Below are 17988 nucleotides of genomic sequence, written 5' to 3' on the forward strand. Positions count from 1 at the left end.
CAGTTCACTCTTGTGACCTTCGCATGTGATTACACTATTGCCATTCAATTTTTTTAAGATCAAACCCGAGATCGTTCATTTGGCTGTAGTGCTTTATGTTCCGTTCTCATTGTTGCCGCGAAACGTTCAAGATCTGTTGTATGAACGGGGAATTGAGGTGAGCCACAAAACCGTCCGATCTTTACGGAACCTGTTTCACCACATGCTTGCTGCTGAGCTCGGAAAAAAGCGTGCGCAGCAGCTGCGCACGTTCTCAAACTGGAAGTGGCACATGGATAATTTATTTTTTGGAAGTGAATGTTAACAGGTACTGCCTCTGGCGGGGCGTAGATCATGAGGGCGAAGTGCTGGAAGCCGTTGTCACCAAACGCCGAAACAAACAGGCGGCATTGAAATTACTCGAGAAATTCATGAATCGGCACGGTAAAGCGGACCGTCGTGACGGATTGCTTCGCCTCATACAACTACTTCAACTAGGAAAGGTCACTAGTCAGCAGAGATACCTTCAAGCTGACACACGCCGCGGCTCTCGCCGAGTGGTGCGAATTTGCTGCGGTATAAAGGGCGGCTATACTGGCTTAACTGAGACTGGTTCGAATTTGTCTGACAGCACCCATCAAAGCACACATTGAGCGAAATGCAATGAACGTCAGCGTCGCGCCCACAGAACAAAGGCTTGAAGGACAGCGCGCCTAGGTTCTGCTTTGCAGTTTACTTGCAGATCGGCAATTCCAACGGCGGCTGTTTGGGCAAAGATGCTCTCCAACTATTTATGATCGGCTGTAGGCTGCTTTTGGGCCAAAACTTTGGTTCGCCAATCGCTTTTAGGCAAGCTGCGTTCCAGTAAACTCCAGCTCGAGAAAGTGATTTTCCCTTTTTCACCGCCTTGGCGACAGCGTTTATGTCTTTGGATTCAGGGTAGATATACAGGGTTGTCGGGTTCCCTTCTACAAGCGCCAAAATCTCTTTTGAGGCGGATTGCGACCAGGTTGTGCAACCATTGCTACGACCACCGGTGTAGTTCACAAGCCTTCCGTAGGGGACATAGCCATCGTTGTCTGCATGAGAGCTTTGAGGGTTTTTGAACCGACATTGCCACTTAAGGAAGACAGCCGGATGGCCTCCGATGGCCCGCTCCCGAGCATTGCTCGTTTCTCCTTCACCATCAAACAAAAGGAAAGTGCGATAGAACGGCTGCGTTTTGCCGGAATGACTGTGGTAACCTTTGAAAGACGTGCGGGTTTCAGCCGTCACATAGGCGCCTCCGGCGGTTAGTTTAGAGCCCTCTGCGTTGCTGAAGTTCTTCGCGCATTGTCGGCCATTCGAAAAATTGGCGCGTTGTAGTTTTCGGCCGTTGCCATAGCCGGACGAAACCGCTCGGAAGGACTTTTGTGACTCGCAGATGACATAAAAACGCTTGCCCGGATTGCCGTTTCTTGCAGTGCTGGGGCGGGTTGCGTCCTTGGCCAGGTAGCAGGGGTTCCTGACTTCGCCTCGGCGTAGTTTCTTGATGTAAAGAGCTCGTGCCCTTTCTAAAACGATTGGCGCGATTTGCCCTTCACCGGTACCCACGTGCTTTTGTAGCCACGCTGGAACATCTTGCGTTATCGCATTGGCGCGGTCCGGTAGGGCGCCCACCGACATGGCGATTGTTATGACCGAGAGTGCGAGACGGAGTGAATTCGGTAGCAACGGGAAATCTCCTGCTAGAATGTCCTCGGGCTCAGTCTACCACAGTTCTTGCGCGCTAGGATGCTGGCCAAGTTTACAAGCGAAGCCTCCTGTTGCCTCAAATCCCACTTTTCGTTTGCGGAGGCTTTCTTACATCTTGGACAATAAATCCTAGGATGTTGCGGAGGTGTCTGGACATTCCGAGATTTGGTTCCAAATGAATGCCATGATTACACGTCGCAAGTTCCTGTTGGCAACCGCAACCGCAATTTGTGCTCCGTATATTGCGCGGGGACAAACGGTGGCGCTGAATGATGTAGTCAGCGGTCTTCCGCAGTTGCATTCACTGCAAATTCAACGCGGAAATGAGGTCATTTTCGCGCAGGCCCAACAGGGTGCAGGCCTAGATAGACCGGCCAACATAAAGTCGTGTTCGAAAAGCATTGTGGCTTTGTTGCTTGGGACGGCGATCGACCGGCGGGAAATCCCATCTGTAGATGCCACCTTGCAGGAGGTCGCGCCGCGACTTTTGCCCGCTAATGCGACACCCGGTTCCGAAAGCATTACGATGGAGGATCTGGTGACGCTGCGGGCAGGACTCGAAAGAACCTCGGGCAGCAACTACGGAGAATGGATCAACTCTCCCAACTGGATCGCGGACGCGTTGACACGACCGATGGTTGCTGAACCCGGAGAGCAGATGCTCTATTCTACAGGATCGACCCATGTGCTTGGCGCAGCGTTGACCGTGGCGACCGGACAAAGCCTATTGAGACTGACGCGAGAGAGGCTGGGTGCACCACTTGGTATCGAGATCCCCGCTTGGACGAAGGATCCACAGGGTTACTACTTGGGTGGGAACGAAATGGCGATTACGCCGAGTTCGATGTTGAAGATCGCGGTGTTGCTTCGGGACCGCGGGGCTTTTGCCAACACGCAAATCATTCCTGAGCGTTGGGTTTTGGAATCGACCAAGCCGCACGGCCGTTCACCTTTCTCTGGACTAGACTACGGCTATGGCTGGTTTCTTTCCCCTTCGGGCTATGCATTGGCGCGTGGGTATGGAGGCCAAATCATAGCGGCCCATCCTGAGCGAAACCTTGCTGTCGCAATCACCTCTGATCCTACGCGTCCAGCCCGTTCTGGAGGATACTTTGGAGATTTGGTCAGTTTGCTGGATGGTCCGATTTTAAACGCGACCTAGGGGGACCTTTTCAAAAACACTGTTAAGGGTTGGTCACGTTTGGCCTCAACGGAGTTGGATTATCAAACAGCTTTCTTCTTCGGTGGAGCGACGGAGCATCTGGACAGCTGATCAAGTTACTCTTCTGAAAGGTGAAAGAGGAAGTGGCCTACTTGACTATGTTCCGACAGTCTCGCTTTACGGGTCGAGGCAGTTCCATCAAAAAAACTTGCTCAGATTGAATTTGCTTGAGTGGCGCGATCTTTGCGCGGCATTGAGGACTGTTCCAACTGGCGCAATTGAGATTGGTTCGAATTTGTCTGAGAGCAATGCTCAGTTCTTTCAAAAGATTTTGTAGGCGGCCGAGAGTGGCGGCATTGGCTCTCAAATCGGAAATCACGAAACATGTTTTTTGAAGGTTGTTTTCGAGCCGCGAGCCGCCGCTGGCACGAGTTGCCTACAACGTCGGCTGCGAGTTCACAGACGCTTGATGAATACTGCTCTGTTTTCCTGTATGGTTCGGTTGCCAAGTTTGGCCAAACAGCTCTTGGTTTTCTCGATCAGCATCGAAGGTGTAGTGAAAAATTACCTTAAGAATTTGGTTTAAGCTATTGATATAATGAGGATAACTGCCCGTGACCAGTCTGAAAGCAATCCACCATGCTGCAGTCATTTGTTCGGACTATGAACGGTCCAAGGCGTTTTATTCAGAGACGCTTGGTTTGAGGATTGTTGCCGAGAATTTCAGGGCTGAGCGGCAATCTTGGAAGCTGGATTTGGCATTGCCGGACGGCTCTCAGATTGAACTGTTTTCCTTTCCCACCCCGCCCAAACGCACCTCTCGCCCCGAAGCACAAGGTCTGCGGCATCTTGCGTTTGTTGTGGATGATATCGAAGCGCTAAAAGACAGTCTGGAACAGAAAGGTGTCCTCGTCGAAGACATCCGTGTCGATGAGTATACCGGGCATCGGTTCACTTTCTTCAGCGACCCGGACGATCTTCCATTGGAGTTGTACGAAGCCAAGCCGATTGCTTTGAAGTGATATTTCTCGTCTTCTAGGCTGAGCGAAGCAGGGAGGAAGGCGCATGGAAGTAAAACCTCTCACCGGTGGATTGGGTGCGGAAATCGTCGGGGCAGACATCCGGCGTGAAGATCAATTCGACGCAATTGTGTCAGCCTTTGCAAAGTACTCCGTTATCGCACTGAGGGGCCAAAGCGTTAGCCCGCAAGAGCATCTGACCTTTGCGAGAAGGTTCGGCCCAATCAACGTGAACCGATTTTTCAAACCGGTGGACGGCTATCCTGAGATTGCCACGGTGTTGAAAGAGAAGGATCAGAAAGAAGCTGTGGGAGAGGGGTGGCATACTGACCACTCCTATGATCAGGAGCCTGCTATGGGCTCGATCCTGCACGCCCTGGAGGTTCCGCCCCATGGTGGCGACACGTTGTTTGTGTCGATGGCTGCCGCCTACGAAGCTTTGTCGCCCACGATGCGTGGTTTCTTAGATGGTTTGAGGGCGGTTCATTCCTCTCGCCATGTCTTTGGAGCCAGCATCATGGACACAGAAGCCGCAGAAAGCGGCCGTTTGGGGAACGCCGAAGCTGCCACGCAAGACGCTTTGCACCCCGTTGTCATCACGCATCCTCTCAGCGGTAGGCGCGGGTTGTTCGTCAACCCTGTGTTCACGACCAAAATCAAAGGCTTGAGCGTGGATGAGTCTGCCGCAATGCTGGGTATGATTTATGATCATTGCAAGCAGCCTGAATTCCAATGTCGCCTGCGTTGGCAGGAAGGGGATATCGCCATTTGGGATAACAGAGCGACGTGGCACAAAGCGATCAACGACTACCATGGGTTTCGACGTCTTATGCACAGGGTGACGGTGGAAGGTGTTGCTCTAACGCAATGAAGCGAGTGACGCTCGGCAAATTCTGCGACTCAGTCAGAGTGCCGACACGGTGTGAATATCTTCGATTCCCGGTGATAGTTTTGGATGAGGCATCGAGCGCCGCGTTTTTATCCATGTTTTCTTACCTTTAAGGTGGGCACAGAGTTTTTTCTTGTCAAATTTGGAACGTTCCATTATATACTTTGGAACGTTCCAATTGTAGGGAAATCAGATGAACTGGGCATTTGTCGGAGCGAGCACTATAGCTTCGCAATATATGTTGGACGCGGTGCGTCAGCAGGCAGGCAACGACGTGACCTGGGTCGTGAGTAATTCCTCTGACCGGGTGCAAGCCTGGGCTAAGGAGCACGGTATTCCCAATGCAACCACAGACCTGAACACAGCGCTGTCTGACGATGGCGTGAAAGCCGTCTATATTTCTTCCACAAATGAGAAGCACCATGGTCAGGCGATGGCTGCCATCGCGGCTGGTAAGCATGTTCTGTGTGAAAAGCCGCTCGGGATGACGCAAGCGGAGGCTGTCGAAATGGTGCGCGCGGCCGACGCGGCTGGCGTGACTTTTGGTACAAATCACCACCTGCGATGCTCTGGCAGTCATCGTGCCATTCGTGACCTGATCGCAGATGGGCGCGTCGGAGAGGTTCTTTCGCTGCGCATCCATCACGCAGTGCATTTGCCCGAGAACTTGCAGGGGTGGCGTATCAACTCTGCCGATGCTGGCGGTGGCGTGATCCCTGATATCGTTGTTCACGACGCCGATGTCACGCGTTTCCTGCTGAACGAGGATCCGGTGTCTGTCGTCGCGCAAATGGCCAGTTCTGGGATGGGGCAGGGTGTCGAAGACTCGTGCATGTCCGTCTGGACGATGCCCTCGGGCGCGATGGTCATGACGCATGAAAGCTTTACGCACCCCTTTGCCGGGTCTGGCCTGCAGGTGCATGGAACCGAGGGTTCGATTTTTGCGGATGGCGTCGTGACGCAGCGCCCGGTTGGGGCAATACAGTTGGTGACTGAAGCCGGAAGTGAAGAGATCCCGTTTTCGGACCACTCTCTCTATGTTCAAGGCGTTTCGGAGTTTGTCGCCGCAGCGGCGGGACAAGGCCGTCCTGCTGCCGACGGGCCTGATGGAGTGAAATCGCTGTCAATCGCGCTGAGCGTTCGCGAGGCCGCAGCGTCGGGTGATCGTATCAACATAGATTATGGCGGTTTTTGATGAACAAGCTTGTTTCCGTTTCCGAGGCCGTTTCTCGCATCCCAGACAATGCGGTTGTCACCGTGTCGTCGTCTTCTGCGCTCGGGTGCCCTGACCTCGTGCTGAAGGCACTCGGAGAGCGGTTTCGCACTGAAGGGCATCCGCGCAACATTACAACGCTGCACCCAATCGCCGCCGGGGATATGTATGGCGTGAAGGGAATGGATTATCTGGCGCAGGATGGACTGCTAAGCCGCGTTCTCGCCGGTTCATACCCGTCGGGCCCTTCCAGCCTTGAGATGCCGGAAATCTGGAAGATGATCGTCGAAGATCGAGTGGCCGCATACAACGTGCCATCGGGAATTCTGTTCGATATGCATCGCGAAGCCGCAGCGCATCGACCCGGTGTTCTCACACAGGTCGGGCTTGAGACTTTCGTGGATCCTGTTCGGGAAGGATGCGCGATGAACGCGCGTGGTGCGGCGGCTCCAATTGTTAACCGAAAGGAATTCGACGGTCAGACTTGGTTGCACTTCCAAAACATCAATCCGAACGTGTGCGTTTTGCGCGCGACCACGGCGGATGAGTTTGGCAACCTGACTTATGAACATGAAGGTGCCTATCTGGGCGGATTGGAGCAAGCGATTTGCACACGCAACCACGGCGGGCTCGTGATCGCACAGGTTCAACGAGTGACTGCCGCAGGTAGCTTGCGCCCCCATGACGTGCGCGTGCCGGGGCATCTAGTCGACCTGATCGTTGAAGACTCAGAGCAGATGCAAACGACAGAGACCTTGTATGACCCTGCGATCTCTGGCCAGATTATGCGCCCTTGGGACAGCTTCTCACTGGCCGAGCATGGTGTCGAAAAGGTCATCGCGCGTCGTGCCGCCCAAGAACTGCGCAGCGGCATGAGCGCCAACTTGGGCTTTGGCATCAGCGCAATGGTCCCGCGTGTTTTGTTGGAAGAGGGGCATCCTCAGGCGGTGACATGGGCGATCGAGCAGGGGGCTGTTGGCGGCGTCCCATTGACCGGGTTTGCCTTTGGGTGCGCATCCAACGCGCACGCATTTGTGCCGTCACCGCAGCAATTCATCTATTTCCAGGGCGGCGGGTTCGACATGTCGTTCCTCTCGTTCCTCGAGGTCGATGTAGAAGGTAATGTAAACGTCTCCAAACTTGGTAAAAAGCCTTATCTGACCGCAGGATGCGGTGGCTTTGTCGATATCACAGCGCGAGCCAAAAAGATCGTGTTCTCGGGCTGGTTCGAAGCCGGCGCCAAGATTGATCTGACGGATGACGGTATCCAAGTGAATGCCCCAGGAAAATTCACCAAGATGGTAGATCAGGTCGAGCATGTCACATTTTCGGGCCGCCGTGCCCGGGAAACCGGTCAGGAGGTGCTCTATGTGACCGAGCGGTGTGTCATTCGCCTTACGGATCAGGGGCTGGTCGCGACGGAAATCATGCCCGGCATTGAGGCGCAGCGCGATATTGTCGAAGCTTCAGGCGGTCGCGTCAAAGTCGCGGAAAACGCGGTTCAAATGTCCAAGTCGCTATTCGCAGTTGGCCCGATGGGAATGACACTGTGAGCAAGCTGCGCATTCATATCGAAGGTGCAACCGCTGTCCTGGTTTTGGACAACGAGGCCAAGCTTAATGCGCTAACTGTAGATATGCTGCACGCGCTGGAGGCTGGCCTGAAAGACGTCGAGCGTGACACGTCCATTTGTGCGCTCGTTCTGACTGGCGCAGGGGAAAAAGCGTTTTGCTGCGGGGCGGACATTGGCGCTTGGGGTGGGCTGAGCCCCGCCGAATTCGCTCGCCATTGGGTCCGTGACGGACATCGTATCTTTGACCGTCTGGCGCGGATCGGCAAACCGACAATTGCTGCGATCAACGGCCACGCGTTTGGCGGCGGGCTAGAGCTGGCCAGTTGCTGCGATCTGCGCCTGATGACCCCGCGGTCCACGCTGGCTTTGCCCGAAGCTCGGGTTGGGATTGTGCCCGGCTGGTCCGGGACACAGCGGTTGACCCGGCTGGTCCCCGAAGCTGCGGTGAAAGAGATGGCACTCTTCGGGCGCCGTATTGGTGCCGACCGCGCCGTGGCCTTGGGCTATGCGACCGAGGTTTCTGACGACGTTCTGGCGCGCGCGCTTGAGATCACAACCGAACTAAGCGACCTTTCGCCCCGCGCTACCGAAATCTCAAAAAACATGATCCATGCAGCGGTCGGTGAAGACTCTCATGCCGTGGTCGAAGCCCTTGGTAGTGCAGCGATTGCGGCCTCGGCGGACCGCGAAGAAGGCGTCGCAGCGTTCATGGAAAAACGTAACCCCACATTTTCGGGCCTTTGACAATATGAAAGATATCACCATCAACCCTGCTATCCCGTTCGAGCTGCCGCCTGTGTTTGAAGGTCGGCATCTCATCGATGGCAGGTGGCAGAATAGCGCATCGGGTGAGACGTTCGAACGGCGCTCGCCGTCGCACGGGCACATCGTCAGCCGGTCAGCCTTGGGTGGCGAAGCTGAAGCTGAGGCGGCGATCTTGGCGGCACGCAAGTCGTTCGACAGCGGTGTGTGGAGTCGGGCATCGGGCAAGGAGCGGGCCACCGTTTTGCTTAAGGTTGCCGACCTGATTGAACAGAATGTCGACCGGATTGCACTGATCGAAACGCTGGAAAGCGGTAAGCCGATCAGCCAATCCAAGGGCGAGGTCGGCGGTGCAGCAGACCTTTGGCGCTATGCGGCCTCATTGGCACGCAGCACGCACGGCGACAGCCACAATACTCTTGGCGCAGACATGATGGGTGTCGTGCTGAAGGAACCCATCGGTGTCGTGTCCATCATCACACCATGGAATTTCCCGTTCTGGATACTCAGTCAGAAACTGCCCTTCGCGTTGGCGGCTGGCTGCACCGTTGTTGTGAAACCGTCTGAGATGACACCGTCGACAACCTTGATGCTGGGCGAGTTGCTGATCGAAGCCGGGTTGCCTGCCGGTGTATGCAATATCGTTCTGGGCTACGGAGTTCCCGTTGGCAGTGTGATGTCGAGCCATGACAGCGTGGACATGATCAGCTTTACGGGCTCGACCGCTGTGGGCAAGACGATCAGCGCAGTAGCATCGGATACACTCAAGAAGGTCGCGCTTGAGCTTGGGGGCAAGAACCCTCAGGTCATCTTTCCCGACGCCGATCTGAATGCAGCCGCTGATGCGGTTGTGTTCGGTGTCTATTTCAACGTTGGTCAATGCTGCAATTCAAGCAGTCGCATCATTGTGCACGAGGATATAGCTGACGACTTCCGCGAACGCGTCGTCGCCCTGTCGCGCAAAGTCAAATTCGGCGATCCTCTGGACCCGACGACGCAGGTTGGGGCTATCGTAACGTCCGAGCACAACTCAAAAATCGACGCGTATGTCAAACAGGCGCAGGCTTCTGGTGCGACTATTTATCTGGGTGGTGAGCCGCTGGAAGTCGAAGGCCTTGGCGCTCAGTTCTATCAGCCGACGGTGATTTCCGACGTCTCGCCTGATATGCCCATTGCCCGCGATGAAGTATTCGGGCCTGTTCTGTCTGTTTTGACTTTCAAAACACTGGACGAAGCCATCGCGCTCACCAATGATAGCGCTTATGGTCTGTCGGCAGGGGTCTGGAGCGAAAACGTTCACACCTGCCTAGAGTTTGCCCGCCGAGCAGAAGCGGGAACGGTCTGGACCAATACCTGGATGGACGGGTTCCCCGAGGTCGCTTTCGGTGGGGTCAAACAATCCGGGCAGGGGCGGGAAATCGGACGATATGGGTTCGAGGAATTCTTCGAAGTGAAATCAGTGGTCATGCGCATCGGCAACAGCCGGGCACCATGGGTTCCGCAAGACTAAGACCGGGTACCAGATTGGTCCCGAGTGAGAATAACGCATTAAGGGAGGAAACAAGAATGCGTAAATATATGAAGACAAAATCGCTGTTTGTAGCAGGTCTACTATGCACGACCAGCCTTGCGCACGCTGAAGACGTGGAAGTTCTGCATTGGTGGACGTCTGGCGGTGAGGCCGCAGCACTAAACGTTCTCAAGGACGACCTGTCCGGACAGGGCATCGGCTGGACCGACATGCCTGTAGCCGGTGGCGGTGGCGAGCAGGCGATGACCGTTCTGCGCGCACGCGTGACGGCCGGCAACGCGCCGACTGCTGTGCAGGCTCTGGGCTTTGACATTCTGGACTGGGCCGATCAGGGCGCGCTGGCCGATCTGAACGAAGTGGCAGCCCAGGAAGGTTGGGATGACGTCGTCCCAGATGCGCTGAAAGCCTTCGCCAAGCATGACGGCAAATGGGTTTCGGCCCCTGTTAACGTACACTCGACCAACTGGGTCTGGGCCAACAAAGCGGTGCTGGACGCCAACGGCATTGCTCAGCCCACCAACTGGGACGAATTCGTCGCAGCAGTTGAGGCGTTGAAAGCTGCCGGAATCACTCCGATCGCGCATGGTGGTCAGGCATGGCAGGACGCGACCGTGTTCGATGCTATCGCGATGTCGACGCTGGGGCCTGACGGTTACAAAGCGGCCTTCATCGACCTGGACGAGGAAACGCTGGGTGGCGACGCGATGAAAGAAGCGTTCGACCGTATGGCCTTTATCCGTGACAACGTGGATGAGAACTTCTCGGGTCGTGACTGGAACCTGGCGACAGCAATGGTCATAAACGGTGAAGCCGGTTTCCAGATGATGGGTGACTGGGCCAAAGGCGAATTCCTGAACGCGGGCAAAGTGCCGGGTGAGGACTTCCTGTGTTTCCGCTTCCCGGGTACTCAGGATCAGGTTACCTTTAACGCTGATCAGTTCATGATGTTTGATCAGGGCGGTACGGTATCGGCCGAGCAGGCCGCGCTGGCCAGCGCGATCCTGTCGCCATCCTTCCAGATTGCCTTCAACAAGGTGAAGGGCTCTGTCCCGGCTCGTACTGACGTGGACGGCAGTGATCTGGATGCATGTGGTCAGCAAGGCATGAAGGATTTGGCTGCTGCGGCTTCGTCAGGCAACCTGTTCGGCTCGATGGCGCACGGACATGCCGCGCCTGCGTCAGTCAAGAACGCCGTCTATGACGTTGTGACCGCTCACTTTAACGGCGAGTACGGCAGCGAAGATGCTGTGACCGAACTGGTTGACGCCGTTTCGATCGCCAAGTGATCCACAAGTGATCCTCCCGATGGGGCGGCGGTCTGGCCGCCCTGTCACCAAGTGGGCGCAAAAGCTCCGATCTAACACGACTCGAACGAGGAGGGCGCGCCATGGCTGCTTCAGCCGACGCGGATTTTAAGACACGCCTTCAGAACTGGATACCCAAGCTGGTCCTGTCACCGTCGCTGGCGATGATGTTGGTCTTTGTCTACGGGTTCATTCTGTTTTCGGTCTACCTGTCATTCACCGACAGTCGCATCCTGCCGTCCTTTGGATGGGTCGGATGGGAAAACTACGACAAATTGTGGCGGCTGAGCCATTGGGAAACCTCGTTGATCAATATGGGGATTTTCGCGAGCCTCTATATCGTGATCTGCACCTGTATAGGCCTGGGTCTGGCGATCTTCCTTGATCAGAAAATCCGGGGCGAAGGGCTATTGCGTCCCATCTACCTCTATCCGATGGCTCTGAGCTTCATCGTCACCGGCACCGCGTGGAAATGGTTCCTTGACCCTGGCATCGGGTTGGAAAACGTCATGCATACATGGGGTTGGACCAGCTTCGAGTTCGATTGGATAAAAAACCGTGATTACGCCATCTACACGGTGGTTCTAGCGGCCGTCTGGCAAACCAGCGGCTTCGTAATGGCAATGTTTCTGGCCGGTCTGCGTGGAATCGACAATGAAATCCTGCGCGCGGCGCAAATGGATGGCGCCTCTAACTGGAACCTCTACCGCCGGATCATCATCCCGCAACTGCGTCCCGCATTCCTGTCGGCCTTTGTGATCCTCAGCCATCTTGCGATCAAGACCTTTGACCTTGTAATCGCCCTGACCGGGGGTGGCCCCGGTCGCGCAACCGAACTGCCCGCGACCTTTATGTACTCTTACACGTTCACGCGAAATCAGATGGGGATCGGTGCGGCCTCGGCCACGATCATGCTGATGACCATTGCGGCGATCATGATCCCCTATCTCTACGCCGAATTGCGGGAGAAACGCTGATGTCCCAAGCAACTCAGGATACCGCAATCCGCACGGGCCGCGTTACGCGCACGCTGATCTATCTGGTGCTGCTGTTGTTTGGTCTTTTCTACCTGCTACCGCTCTACGTGATGCTGGTGAACTCGGTGAAGCCTTTGGAAGAGATCACCGGTGGCGGCATGATGAACCTGCCACAGGTGTTCACGATTGAGCCGTGGCTCAAGGCATGGTCTTCGGCGCAGATCGGCGTCGATCCGACAGGGCTGAAGCCCTACTTCTGGAACTCGATCAAGATGGTAGTTCCTGCGGTGATTGTCTCGACCATTCTTGGGGCGTTGAACGGCTATGTGCTGACCAAGTGGCGCTTCAAGTACGACACCATCCTATTCGGTCTGATGCTGTTTGCCTGCTTCATCCCGTTCCAGATTGTTCTGATCCCAATGGCGCGGATGTTGGGTATAATCGGGCTGGCAGGCACCACTTGGGGTCTTGCGCTTGTCCATGTTGTCTACGGGATTGGCTTCACCACGCTGTACTTCCGCAACTACTACGCCGTGTTCCCGACCGAGCTGATCCGGGCAGCGCAGATCGATGGCGCCGGGTTCTTCCAGATATTCTGGCGCATTCTTCTGCCCAGTTCTGGGCCGATCGCCGTGGTGTCGATCATCTGGCAGTTCACCAACATCTGGAATGACTTCTTGTTCGGCGCGTCCTTTGCCGATGCCAACAGCCAACCGATGACGGTAGCACTGAACAATCTGGTGCAGTCGTCAACCGGTGTGAAGGAATACAACGTTCATTTTGCAGGCGCCATTCTGGCGGCCATGCCAACTCTACTCGTCTACATCGTGGCCGGTCGATACTTCGTCCGCGGCCTGATGGCGGGTTCGGTGAAAGGATAAGACCTCATGGGTTTTCTAGACATAGACAACGCGACTAAATCCTACGGGGCGGTCGAGGTTCTGCACAAGGTCGATATCTCGGTGCAGGAGGGAGAGTTCCTGGTGCTGGTCGGCCCCTCGGGCTGTGGCAAATCCACTCTGCTGAACATGATCGCGGGGCTGGAAGAGATTACCAGCGGTGAAATCCGCATCAAAGATCAGGTGATGAACGGGGTGCACCCGTCCAACCGCAACATTGCCATGGTTTTCCAAAGCTATGCCTTGTATCCCAATATGACGGTCGGGCAGAACATCACTTTCGGGCTTGAGATGCACGGGGTGCCCAAGCCTGAACGCGACAAAGCGATGCAAGAAGTTGCCAAGCTCTTGCAGATCGAGCAATTGCTGGATCGCAAGCCCGGTCAGTTGTCGGGCGGTCAACGTCAGCGGGTTGCAATGGGTCGCGCGCTGGTGCGGAATCCTGATGTCTTCCTGTTCGATGAACCGCTCTCGAACCTCGATGCCAAGCTTCGCGTCGACATGCGAACCGAGATCAAGAAGCTGCATCAGAACCTCGGCACCACCATCGTTTATGTGACTCATGACCAGATCGAGGCGATGACGCTTTCAAGCCGCATCGCCGTGATGAACGGCGGCTATGTCCAGCAACTGGGCACGCCGCAGGAAATCTATGACACGCCTGCGAATATCTTCGTTGCAACGTTCATGGGCTCGCCTGCGATGAACGTGTTACCGGCCAAGGTTACGGTTTTGAATGGCCGCCCCCATGCAGAGGTCGCCGTTCACGACGGATCTATGGCGCAACTTCCGTTCAGCCAAGACAACTTGGCCGCATGGGATGGGCGCGAGATCTTGTTGGGAATCCGCCCAGAGACTATCACCGATATGGATGGTGCGGATCGAAAGTCGTCGAACATCGCGCAGATGACCAACCGTATCGTGGTGACGGAGCCCGCTGGATCGGACACCTTTGTCTCGATGCAATTGGGCGGGCGAGATGTGATCGCGCGTATGCGTTCGGATGCAGAGGTCGCACCGGGGCAGGATTTCAACTTTGCAGTAAACATGGAAAAGGCCGTGGCTTTTGATCCCGAAAGCGAGATGCGGATCCTTCCATGAATCGGGCTGACGTCATAATCATCGGGTCGGGTATCGGGGGGGCAACGCTGGCTGCGGCGTTGGCCCCGTCCGGTCGTCGCATTCTGATCCTTGAACGAGGTGAGAGATTGCAGCCCTCACCTCAGGATCGAGACCCAAGGGCGATCTTTGCTAGTGGGCACTTTCGCCCCGATGAAACATGGCTGGATGGAGCAGGCAAGCCTTTCAACCCCGGAAACTACTACTGCGTTGGTGGCAATTCCAAGTTCTACGGCGCAGCTTTGATACGTTATCGGAAAGAGGATTTTGAGCCGCGTCAGCATATGGGGGGCTACTCTAACGGCTGGCCCATGCCCTACGAAGAGCTGGAGCCGGACTACACCGCCGCGGAACAGATTTACGACGCGCGTGGGACCACCAAAGAAGATCCCACCGAGCCACCGCACAGTGGGGGTTACCCGCACCCACCTGTGCCGGATGAGGTTGATATTGCAGACCTGAGAAACCGGCTAAGCCATGCAGGCCTGACGCCGTCCTCAGTGCCTTTGGGCGTGGAAATTGAGACCTGGCTAGAGGCTGGGCAAACAACTTGGGATGCGTTTCCCAATACATGCGGCGGCAAAATGGATGCCGAAACCTGTGCGCTGGCCGAGGCATTGAAACACGGCAATGTCGAACTGCTAACTGACGCGCGTGTCCGTAAACTGAAGGCTGATGCCGTTGGTCGCGTCACAAGCGTCGAGGTTGAAGGCCACGGTGCTCTGCGCGCGCCGGTCATAGTGCTTGCAGCAGGTGCGGTACAGTCCTCAGTCCTGTTGCTGCAGTCCGCGAACGACGATTGTCCAACCGGTCTTGCCAATCGGTCCGATCAGGTCGGGCGGAACTTCATGAACCACAATTGCTCGGCGGTGCTGGCCCTTCATCCGCTGCGTCGCAACAGAGCTGTCTATCAAAAGACATTGATGTTCAACGACTATTACAACAGCGACGGGCAGGGTGGTTTGCCTTTGGGCAACATTCAGATGTTGGGAAAAATCACCGGACCGATTCTTGCGTCGCAAACCCATCTACCGGGTCCACTTGCAGCACTGATCGCCAATCGCAGTTTTGATTTTTATGCCATGTCCGAAGATCTGCCGAACCCAGACAGCCGGGTGACGGTCGAAGGTGACCAGATCAGGCTGGATTGGAAACGCTCGAATTGGGCCGCGCACGAGGCCTTGGTTGCGCGGCTAAAGGCGCATCTGAAGCAGGCCGGGTTTCCTGTTGTATTGTCGCGACCATTTGATCGGCGCACTCCGTCACATCAATGCGGCACAGCGCGGATGGGCAATGATCCGTCAAGCAGTGTCGTCGATACGTTCTGTCGTAGCCACGACCACAAGAACCTGTTCATCGTTGACGCGTCAATTCTTCCGACATCTGCGGCGGTGAATCCGGCCCTCACGATAGCCGCACTCGCACTCCGTGCGGGGCGTCATATCATTGAAACGGAGTTCGCCGCATGACCGGAACAGTATTGGTGACCGGAGGACAACAGGGCATTGGACTAGGGGTGGCGCGCGCCTTGATCGCGGCGGGGTATAAGGTCGCAATAGCCTCTCGCTCTGCACCCGACAATCCGGTCGTGAGGGCGGCTTTGGAAGAGCTTGGCCCAAGCGCAATTTATGTGCAGCACGACGTGTCCGACATTGATCACGTTCCGGCGCTACTGGATCAGATCGAAGCCGTTTTGGGCCCGATCACCGCGTTGATAAACAACGCAGGCGTAGGGGCACCGGTGCGCGGCGACATGCTGGATCTGAAGCCCGAGAATTGGGATTTCGTGCAGAATATCAACTTGCGTGGCGCGTTTTTTCTGGCGCAAGAAGTGGCTCGGCGCATGTTGGGGCAGCCGCACGATACCTATCGATCAATCACCTTTGTCACCTCTGTCAGCGCGACAATGGTGTCGATCGAACGTGCCGAGTACTGCGTGTCCAAAGCGGCCGCAGCGATGATGGCTCAGTTGTTCGCAGTACGCATGGCCCCCGAAGGCATCGGCGTCTTTGAGCTGCGACCGGGCATCATCGCGACTGAAATGACGGCTGGCGTGCGCGACAAGTACACCGACCGTATCGAAGGCGGACTTGTTCCGGCGGCTCGCTGGGGTGAGCCCGAGGATATTGGATCCGTCGTCGTCCCACTGGTTCAGGGCCAGATGCACTTTGCGAACGGCGCTGTCATCCCGGTGGATGGCGGCTTGTCGATTTCACGTCTGTAAGTCAGGGCGCATAAGAATGTCTGAAGGATATGATTTCATTGTCATTGGGGGCGGCTCCGCAGGCTCGGTGATCGCTGCGCGTCTTTCCGAAGAACCGTCGGCGCGTGTGCTGTTGCTAGAGGCCGGCTCCACCGACCGTCACCCGTTCTTTCACTTACCCGCCGGGTTCGCGAAGATGACCAAGGGTATCGGCAGCTGGGGTTGGTCCACGGTTCCGCAAAAGCACATGCAGAACAAGGTCTTCAACTACACCCAGGCCAAGGTGATCGGCGGCGGGTCTGCGATCAACGCGCAAATCTACACGCGGGGTGCAGCACAGGATTACGATGACTGGAGACAGATGGGGTGCGAGGGTTGGAGCTATGCCGACGTGCTGCCCTATTTCAAAAAATCCGAGGACAACGACACCTACGACGACGAATTTCACGGCAAGGGTGGACCGCTGGGCGTGTCCATGCCCGCAGCACCTTTGCCAATCTGCGATGCCTACATCAAGGCCGCAGGCGAAGTGGGGATTCCCGAAACGCGCGATGTGAATGGGGCGAAGCAGGATGGCGCGGGGTACTATCAGCTGACCCAACGCAATGCGCGACGATCCTCTGCTGCGATGGCGTTTATCGCACCGAACCGCAGCCGCCCGAACCTGACGGTGCGCACCGGCGCACAGGTCCGCCGCATCATGGTGGACAAGGGCAGGGCGACTGGTGTCGAGATGATGAACGGGGACAAGATCGTCGCCGCGAAAGAGGTCATTCTGTCCTCAGGTGCCATCGGTTCGCCGCGCTTGTTGCAACTGTCTGGTATTGGCCCAGCGGATCATTTGGACAGTCTTGGTATCGACGCGGTTTATCATCAACCTCAGGTCGGTGCGAACCTACAAGACCATTTGGACTTGTACTCCATCTGCGAAGTGACCGGCCCGCACACCTACGACCGTTTCGCCAAGCTGCACCTTTCAGCCTTCGCGGGCCTGCAATATCTTTTGACGCGCAAGGGACCGGTCGCGTCCAGCTTGTTCGAAACGGGTGGGTTCTGGTACGCAGACCCGGATGCGCGTTCACCGGATCTTCAGATGCATCTGGGTCTTGGTACCGGCATTGAGGCTGGGGTCGAGGCGATGCCCAACGGCGGGGTTACGCTGAACGCCTGTTTCCTGCGCCCCAGGTCACGCGGAACCGTTCGGTTGCAAAGCTCGGACCCCGCGGTGATGCCGCTTATTGATCCCAACTATCTGGCGGATCCTTACGATCGCGAGATGTCCATTCGGGGGCTGAAACTGGTGCAGAATATCCTCGCACAGGATGCGCTGAAGCCGTACATCCTGGCCGAACGTTTGCCGGGCCCGGACGTGCGGACCGAGCAGGAGTATTTCGAATTTATCTGCGTACATTCGAAAACATCGCACCACTGTGCTGGAACCTGTCGTATGGGCAGTGACGCCGAAGCTGTTCTGGACCCGCGCCTGCGATTCAATGGGATCGAAGGGCTTCGCGTCGCGGATGCGTCGATTATGCCGACGGTCAATTCATCGAACACCAATGCACCTACAATCATGATCGGGGAAAAAGCTGCCGACATGATCAAACAAGATCAGGGTTTCTGA

The 17988-nt window shown here is 56.1% G+C and carries 15 protein-coding genes and 1 pseudogene; 15 read left to right on the forward strand and 1 reads right to left on the reverse strand.

Annotated elements, in window-relative coordinates; translation table 11 throughout:
• The first annotated feature begins 25 nt into the window (after positions 1-25).
• Positions 26-561 (forward strand): annotated as a pseudogene (locus tag ACR0KL_RS04110) (DDE-type integrase/transposase/recombinase).
• 150 nt (positions 562-711) lie between these two features.
• On the opposite strand, the gene ACR0KL_RS04115 reads toward ACR0KL_RS04110, so the two are convergent.
• Entirely contained in the window at positions 712-1692 is a 981-nt protein-coding gene (locus ACR0KL_RS04115) for a hypothetical protein (RefSeq protein WP_480554617.1), read from the reverse strand.
• A 205-nt stretch (positions 1693-1897) separates the two neighbouring features.
• Between ACR0KL_RS04115 and ACR0KL_RS04120 the strand changes: the two genes are divergently transcribed.
• The 14 genes from ACR0KL_RS04120 (at position 1898) to ACR0KL_RS04185 (ending at position 17988) form a co-directional block, all read left to right on the forward strand.
• On the forward strand, positions 1898-2875 hold the full coding sequence (locus ACR0KL_RS04120) for a serine hydrolase domain-containing protein (RefSeq protein WP_170677835.1): 978 nt from the start codon (positions 1898-1900) through the stop codon (positions 2873-2875).
• Positions 2876-3489: 614 nt separating this feature from the next.
• Complete coding sequence (gene gloA2 / locus ACR0KL_RS04125) at positions 3490-3897, forward strand: SMU1112c/YaeR family gloxylase I-like metalloprotein (RefSeq protein WP_480554615.1); 408 nt, start codon at positions 3490-3492, stop codon at positions 3895-3897.
• A gap of 43 nt (positions 3898-3940) precedes the next feature.
• Positions 3941-4765, forward strand: coding sequence for a TauD/TfdA family dioxygenase (locus tag ACR0KL_RS04130; RefSeq protein WP_170677423.1), 825 nt, complete (start codon positions 3941-3943; stop codon positions 4763-4765).
• Between the two features lie 211 nt (positions 4766-4976).
• Positions 4977-5978, forward strand: a complete 1002-nt coding sequence (locus ACR0KL_RS04135; RefSeq protein ID WP_480776660.1) for a Gfo/Idh/MocA family protein — start codon at positions 4977-4979, stop codon at positions 5976-5978.
• Positions 5978-7549, forward strand: coding sequence for a CoA-transferase (locus tag ACR0KL_RS04140; RefSeq protein ID WP_170677427.1), 1572 nt, complete (start codon positions 5978-5980; stop codon positions 7547-7549). The genes ACR0KL_RS04135 and ACR0KL_RS04140 overlap by 1 nt, the downstream gene beginning before the upstream one ends.
• Positions 7546-8313, forward strand: coding sequence for an enoyl-CoA hydratase/isomerase family protein (locus ACR0KL_RS04145; RefSeq protein ID WP_170677429.1), 768 nt, complete (start codon positions 7546-7548; stop codon positions 8311-8313). Before ACR0KL_RS04140 ends, ACR0KL_RS04145 begins: the two co-directional genes overlap by 4 nt.
• A gap of 4 nt (positions 8314-8317) precedes the next feature.
• Positions 8318-9841, forward strand: coding sequence for an aldehyde dehydrogenase family protein (locus ACR0KL_RS04150; protein ID WP_170677431.1), 1524 nt, complete (start codon positions 8318-8320; stop codon positions 9839-9841).
• A 68-nt stretch (positions 9842-9909) separates the two neighbouring features.
• A complete protein-coding gene (locus ACR0KL_RS04155; RefSeq protein WP_170677839.1) occupies positions 9910-11148 on the forward strand; it encodes an ABC transporter substrate-binding protein in 1239 nt (412 codons plus the stop codon).
• A 101-nt stretch (positions 11149-11249) separates the two neighbouring features.
• Positions 11250-12143 carry a carbohydrate ABC transporter permease gene (locus ACR0KL_RS04160; protein ID WP_170376146.1) on the forward strand — a complete coding sequence of 298 codons (894 nt, stop codon included), beginning with the start codon at positions 11250-11252 and terminating at the stop codon, positions 12141-12143.
• Positions 12143-13024, forward strand: a complete 882-nt coding sequence (locus ACR0KL_RS04165) for a carbohydrate ABC transporter permease (RefSeq protein WP_068340098.1) — start codon at positions 12143-12145, stop codon at positions 13022-13024. Before ACR0KL_RS04160 ends, ACR0KL_RS04165 begins: the two co-directional genes overlap by 1 nt.
• A 6-nt stretch (positions 13025-13030) precedes the next feature.
• Positions 13031-14143, forward strand: a complete 1113-nt coding sequence (locus ACR0KL_RS04170) for a sn-glycerol-3-phosphate ABC transporter ATP-binding protein UgpC (protein WP_170639052.1) — start codon at positions 13031-13033, stop codon at positions 14141-14143.
• Positions 14140-15630 carry a GMC family oxidoreductase gene (locus ACR0KL_RS04175; protein WP_170677435.1) on the forward strand — a complete coding sequence of 497 codons (1491 nt, stop codon included), beginning with the start codon at positions 14140-14142 and terminating at the stop codon, positions 15628-15630. Before ACR0KL_RS04170 ends, ACR0KL_RS04175 begins: the two co-directional genes overlap by 4 nt.
• Positions 15627-16385: a 3-ketoacyl-ACP reductase gene (locus ACR0KL_RS04180; RefSeq protein ID WP_170677437.1), complete on the forward strand. Its 759-nt coding sequence runs from the start codon at positions 15627-15629 to the stop codon at positions 16383-16385. The genes ACR0KL_RS04175 and ACR0KL_RS04180 overlap by 4 nt, the downstream gene beginning before the upstream one ends.
• Positions 16386-16401: 16 nt before the next feature.
• A complete protein-coding gene (locus ACR0KL_RS04185) occupies positions 16402-17988 on the forward strand; it encodes a GMC family oxidoreductase N-terminal domain-containing protein (protein WP_170677440.1) in 1587 nt (528 codons plus the stop codon).

The organism is Ruegeria sp. C8 (assembly GCF_056537565.1).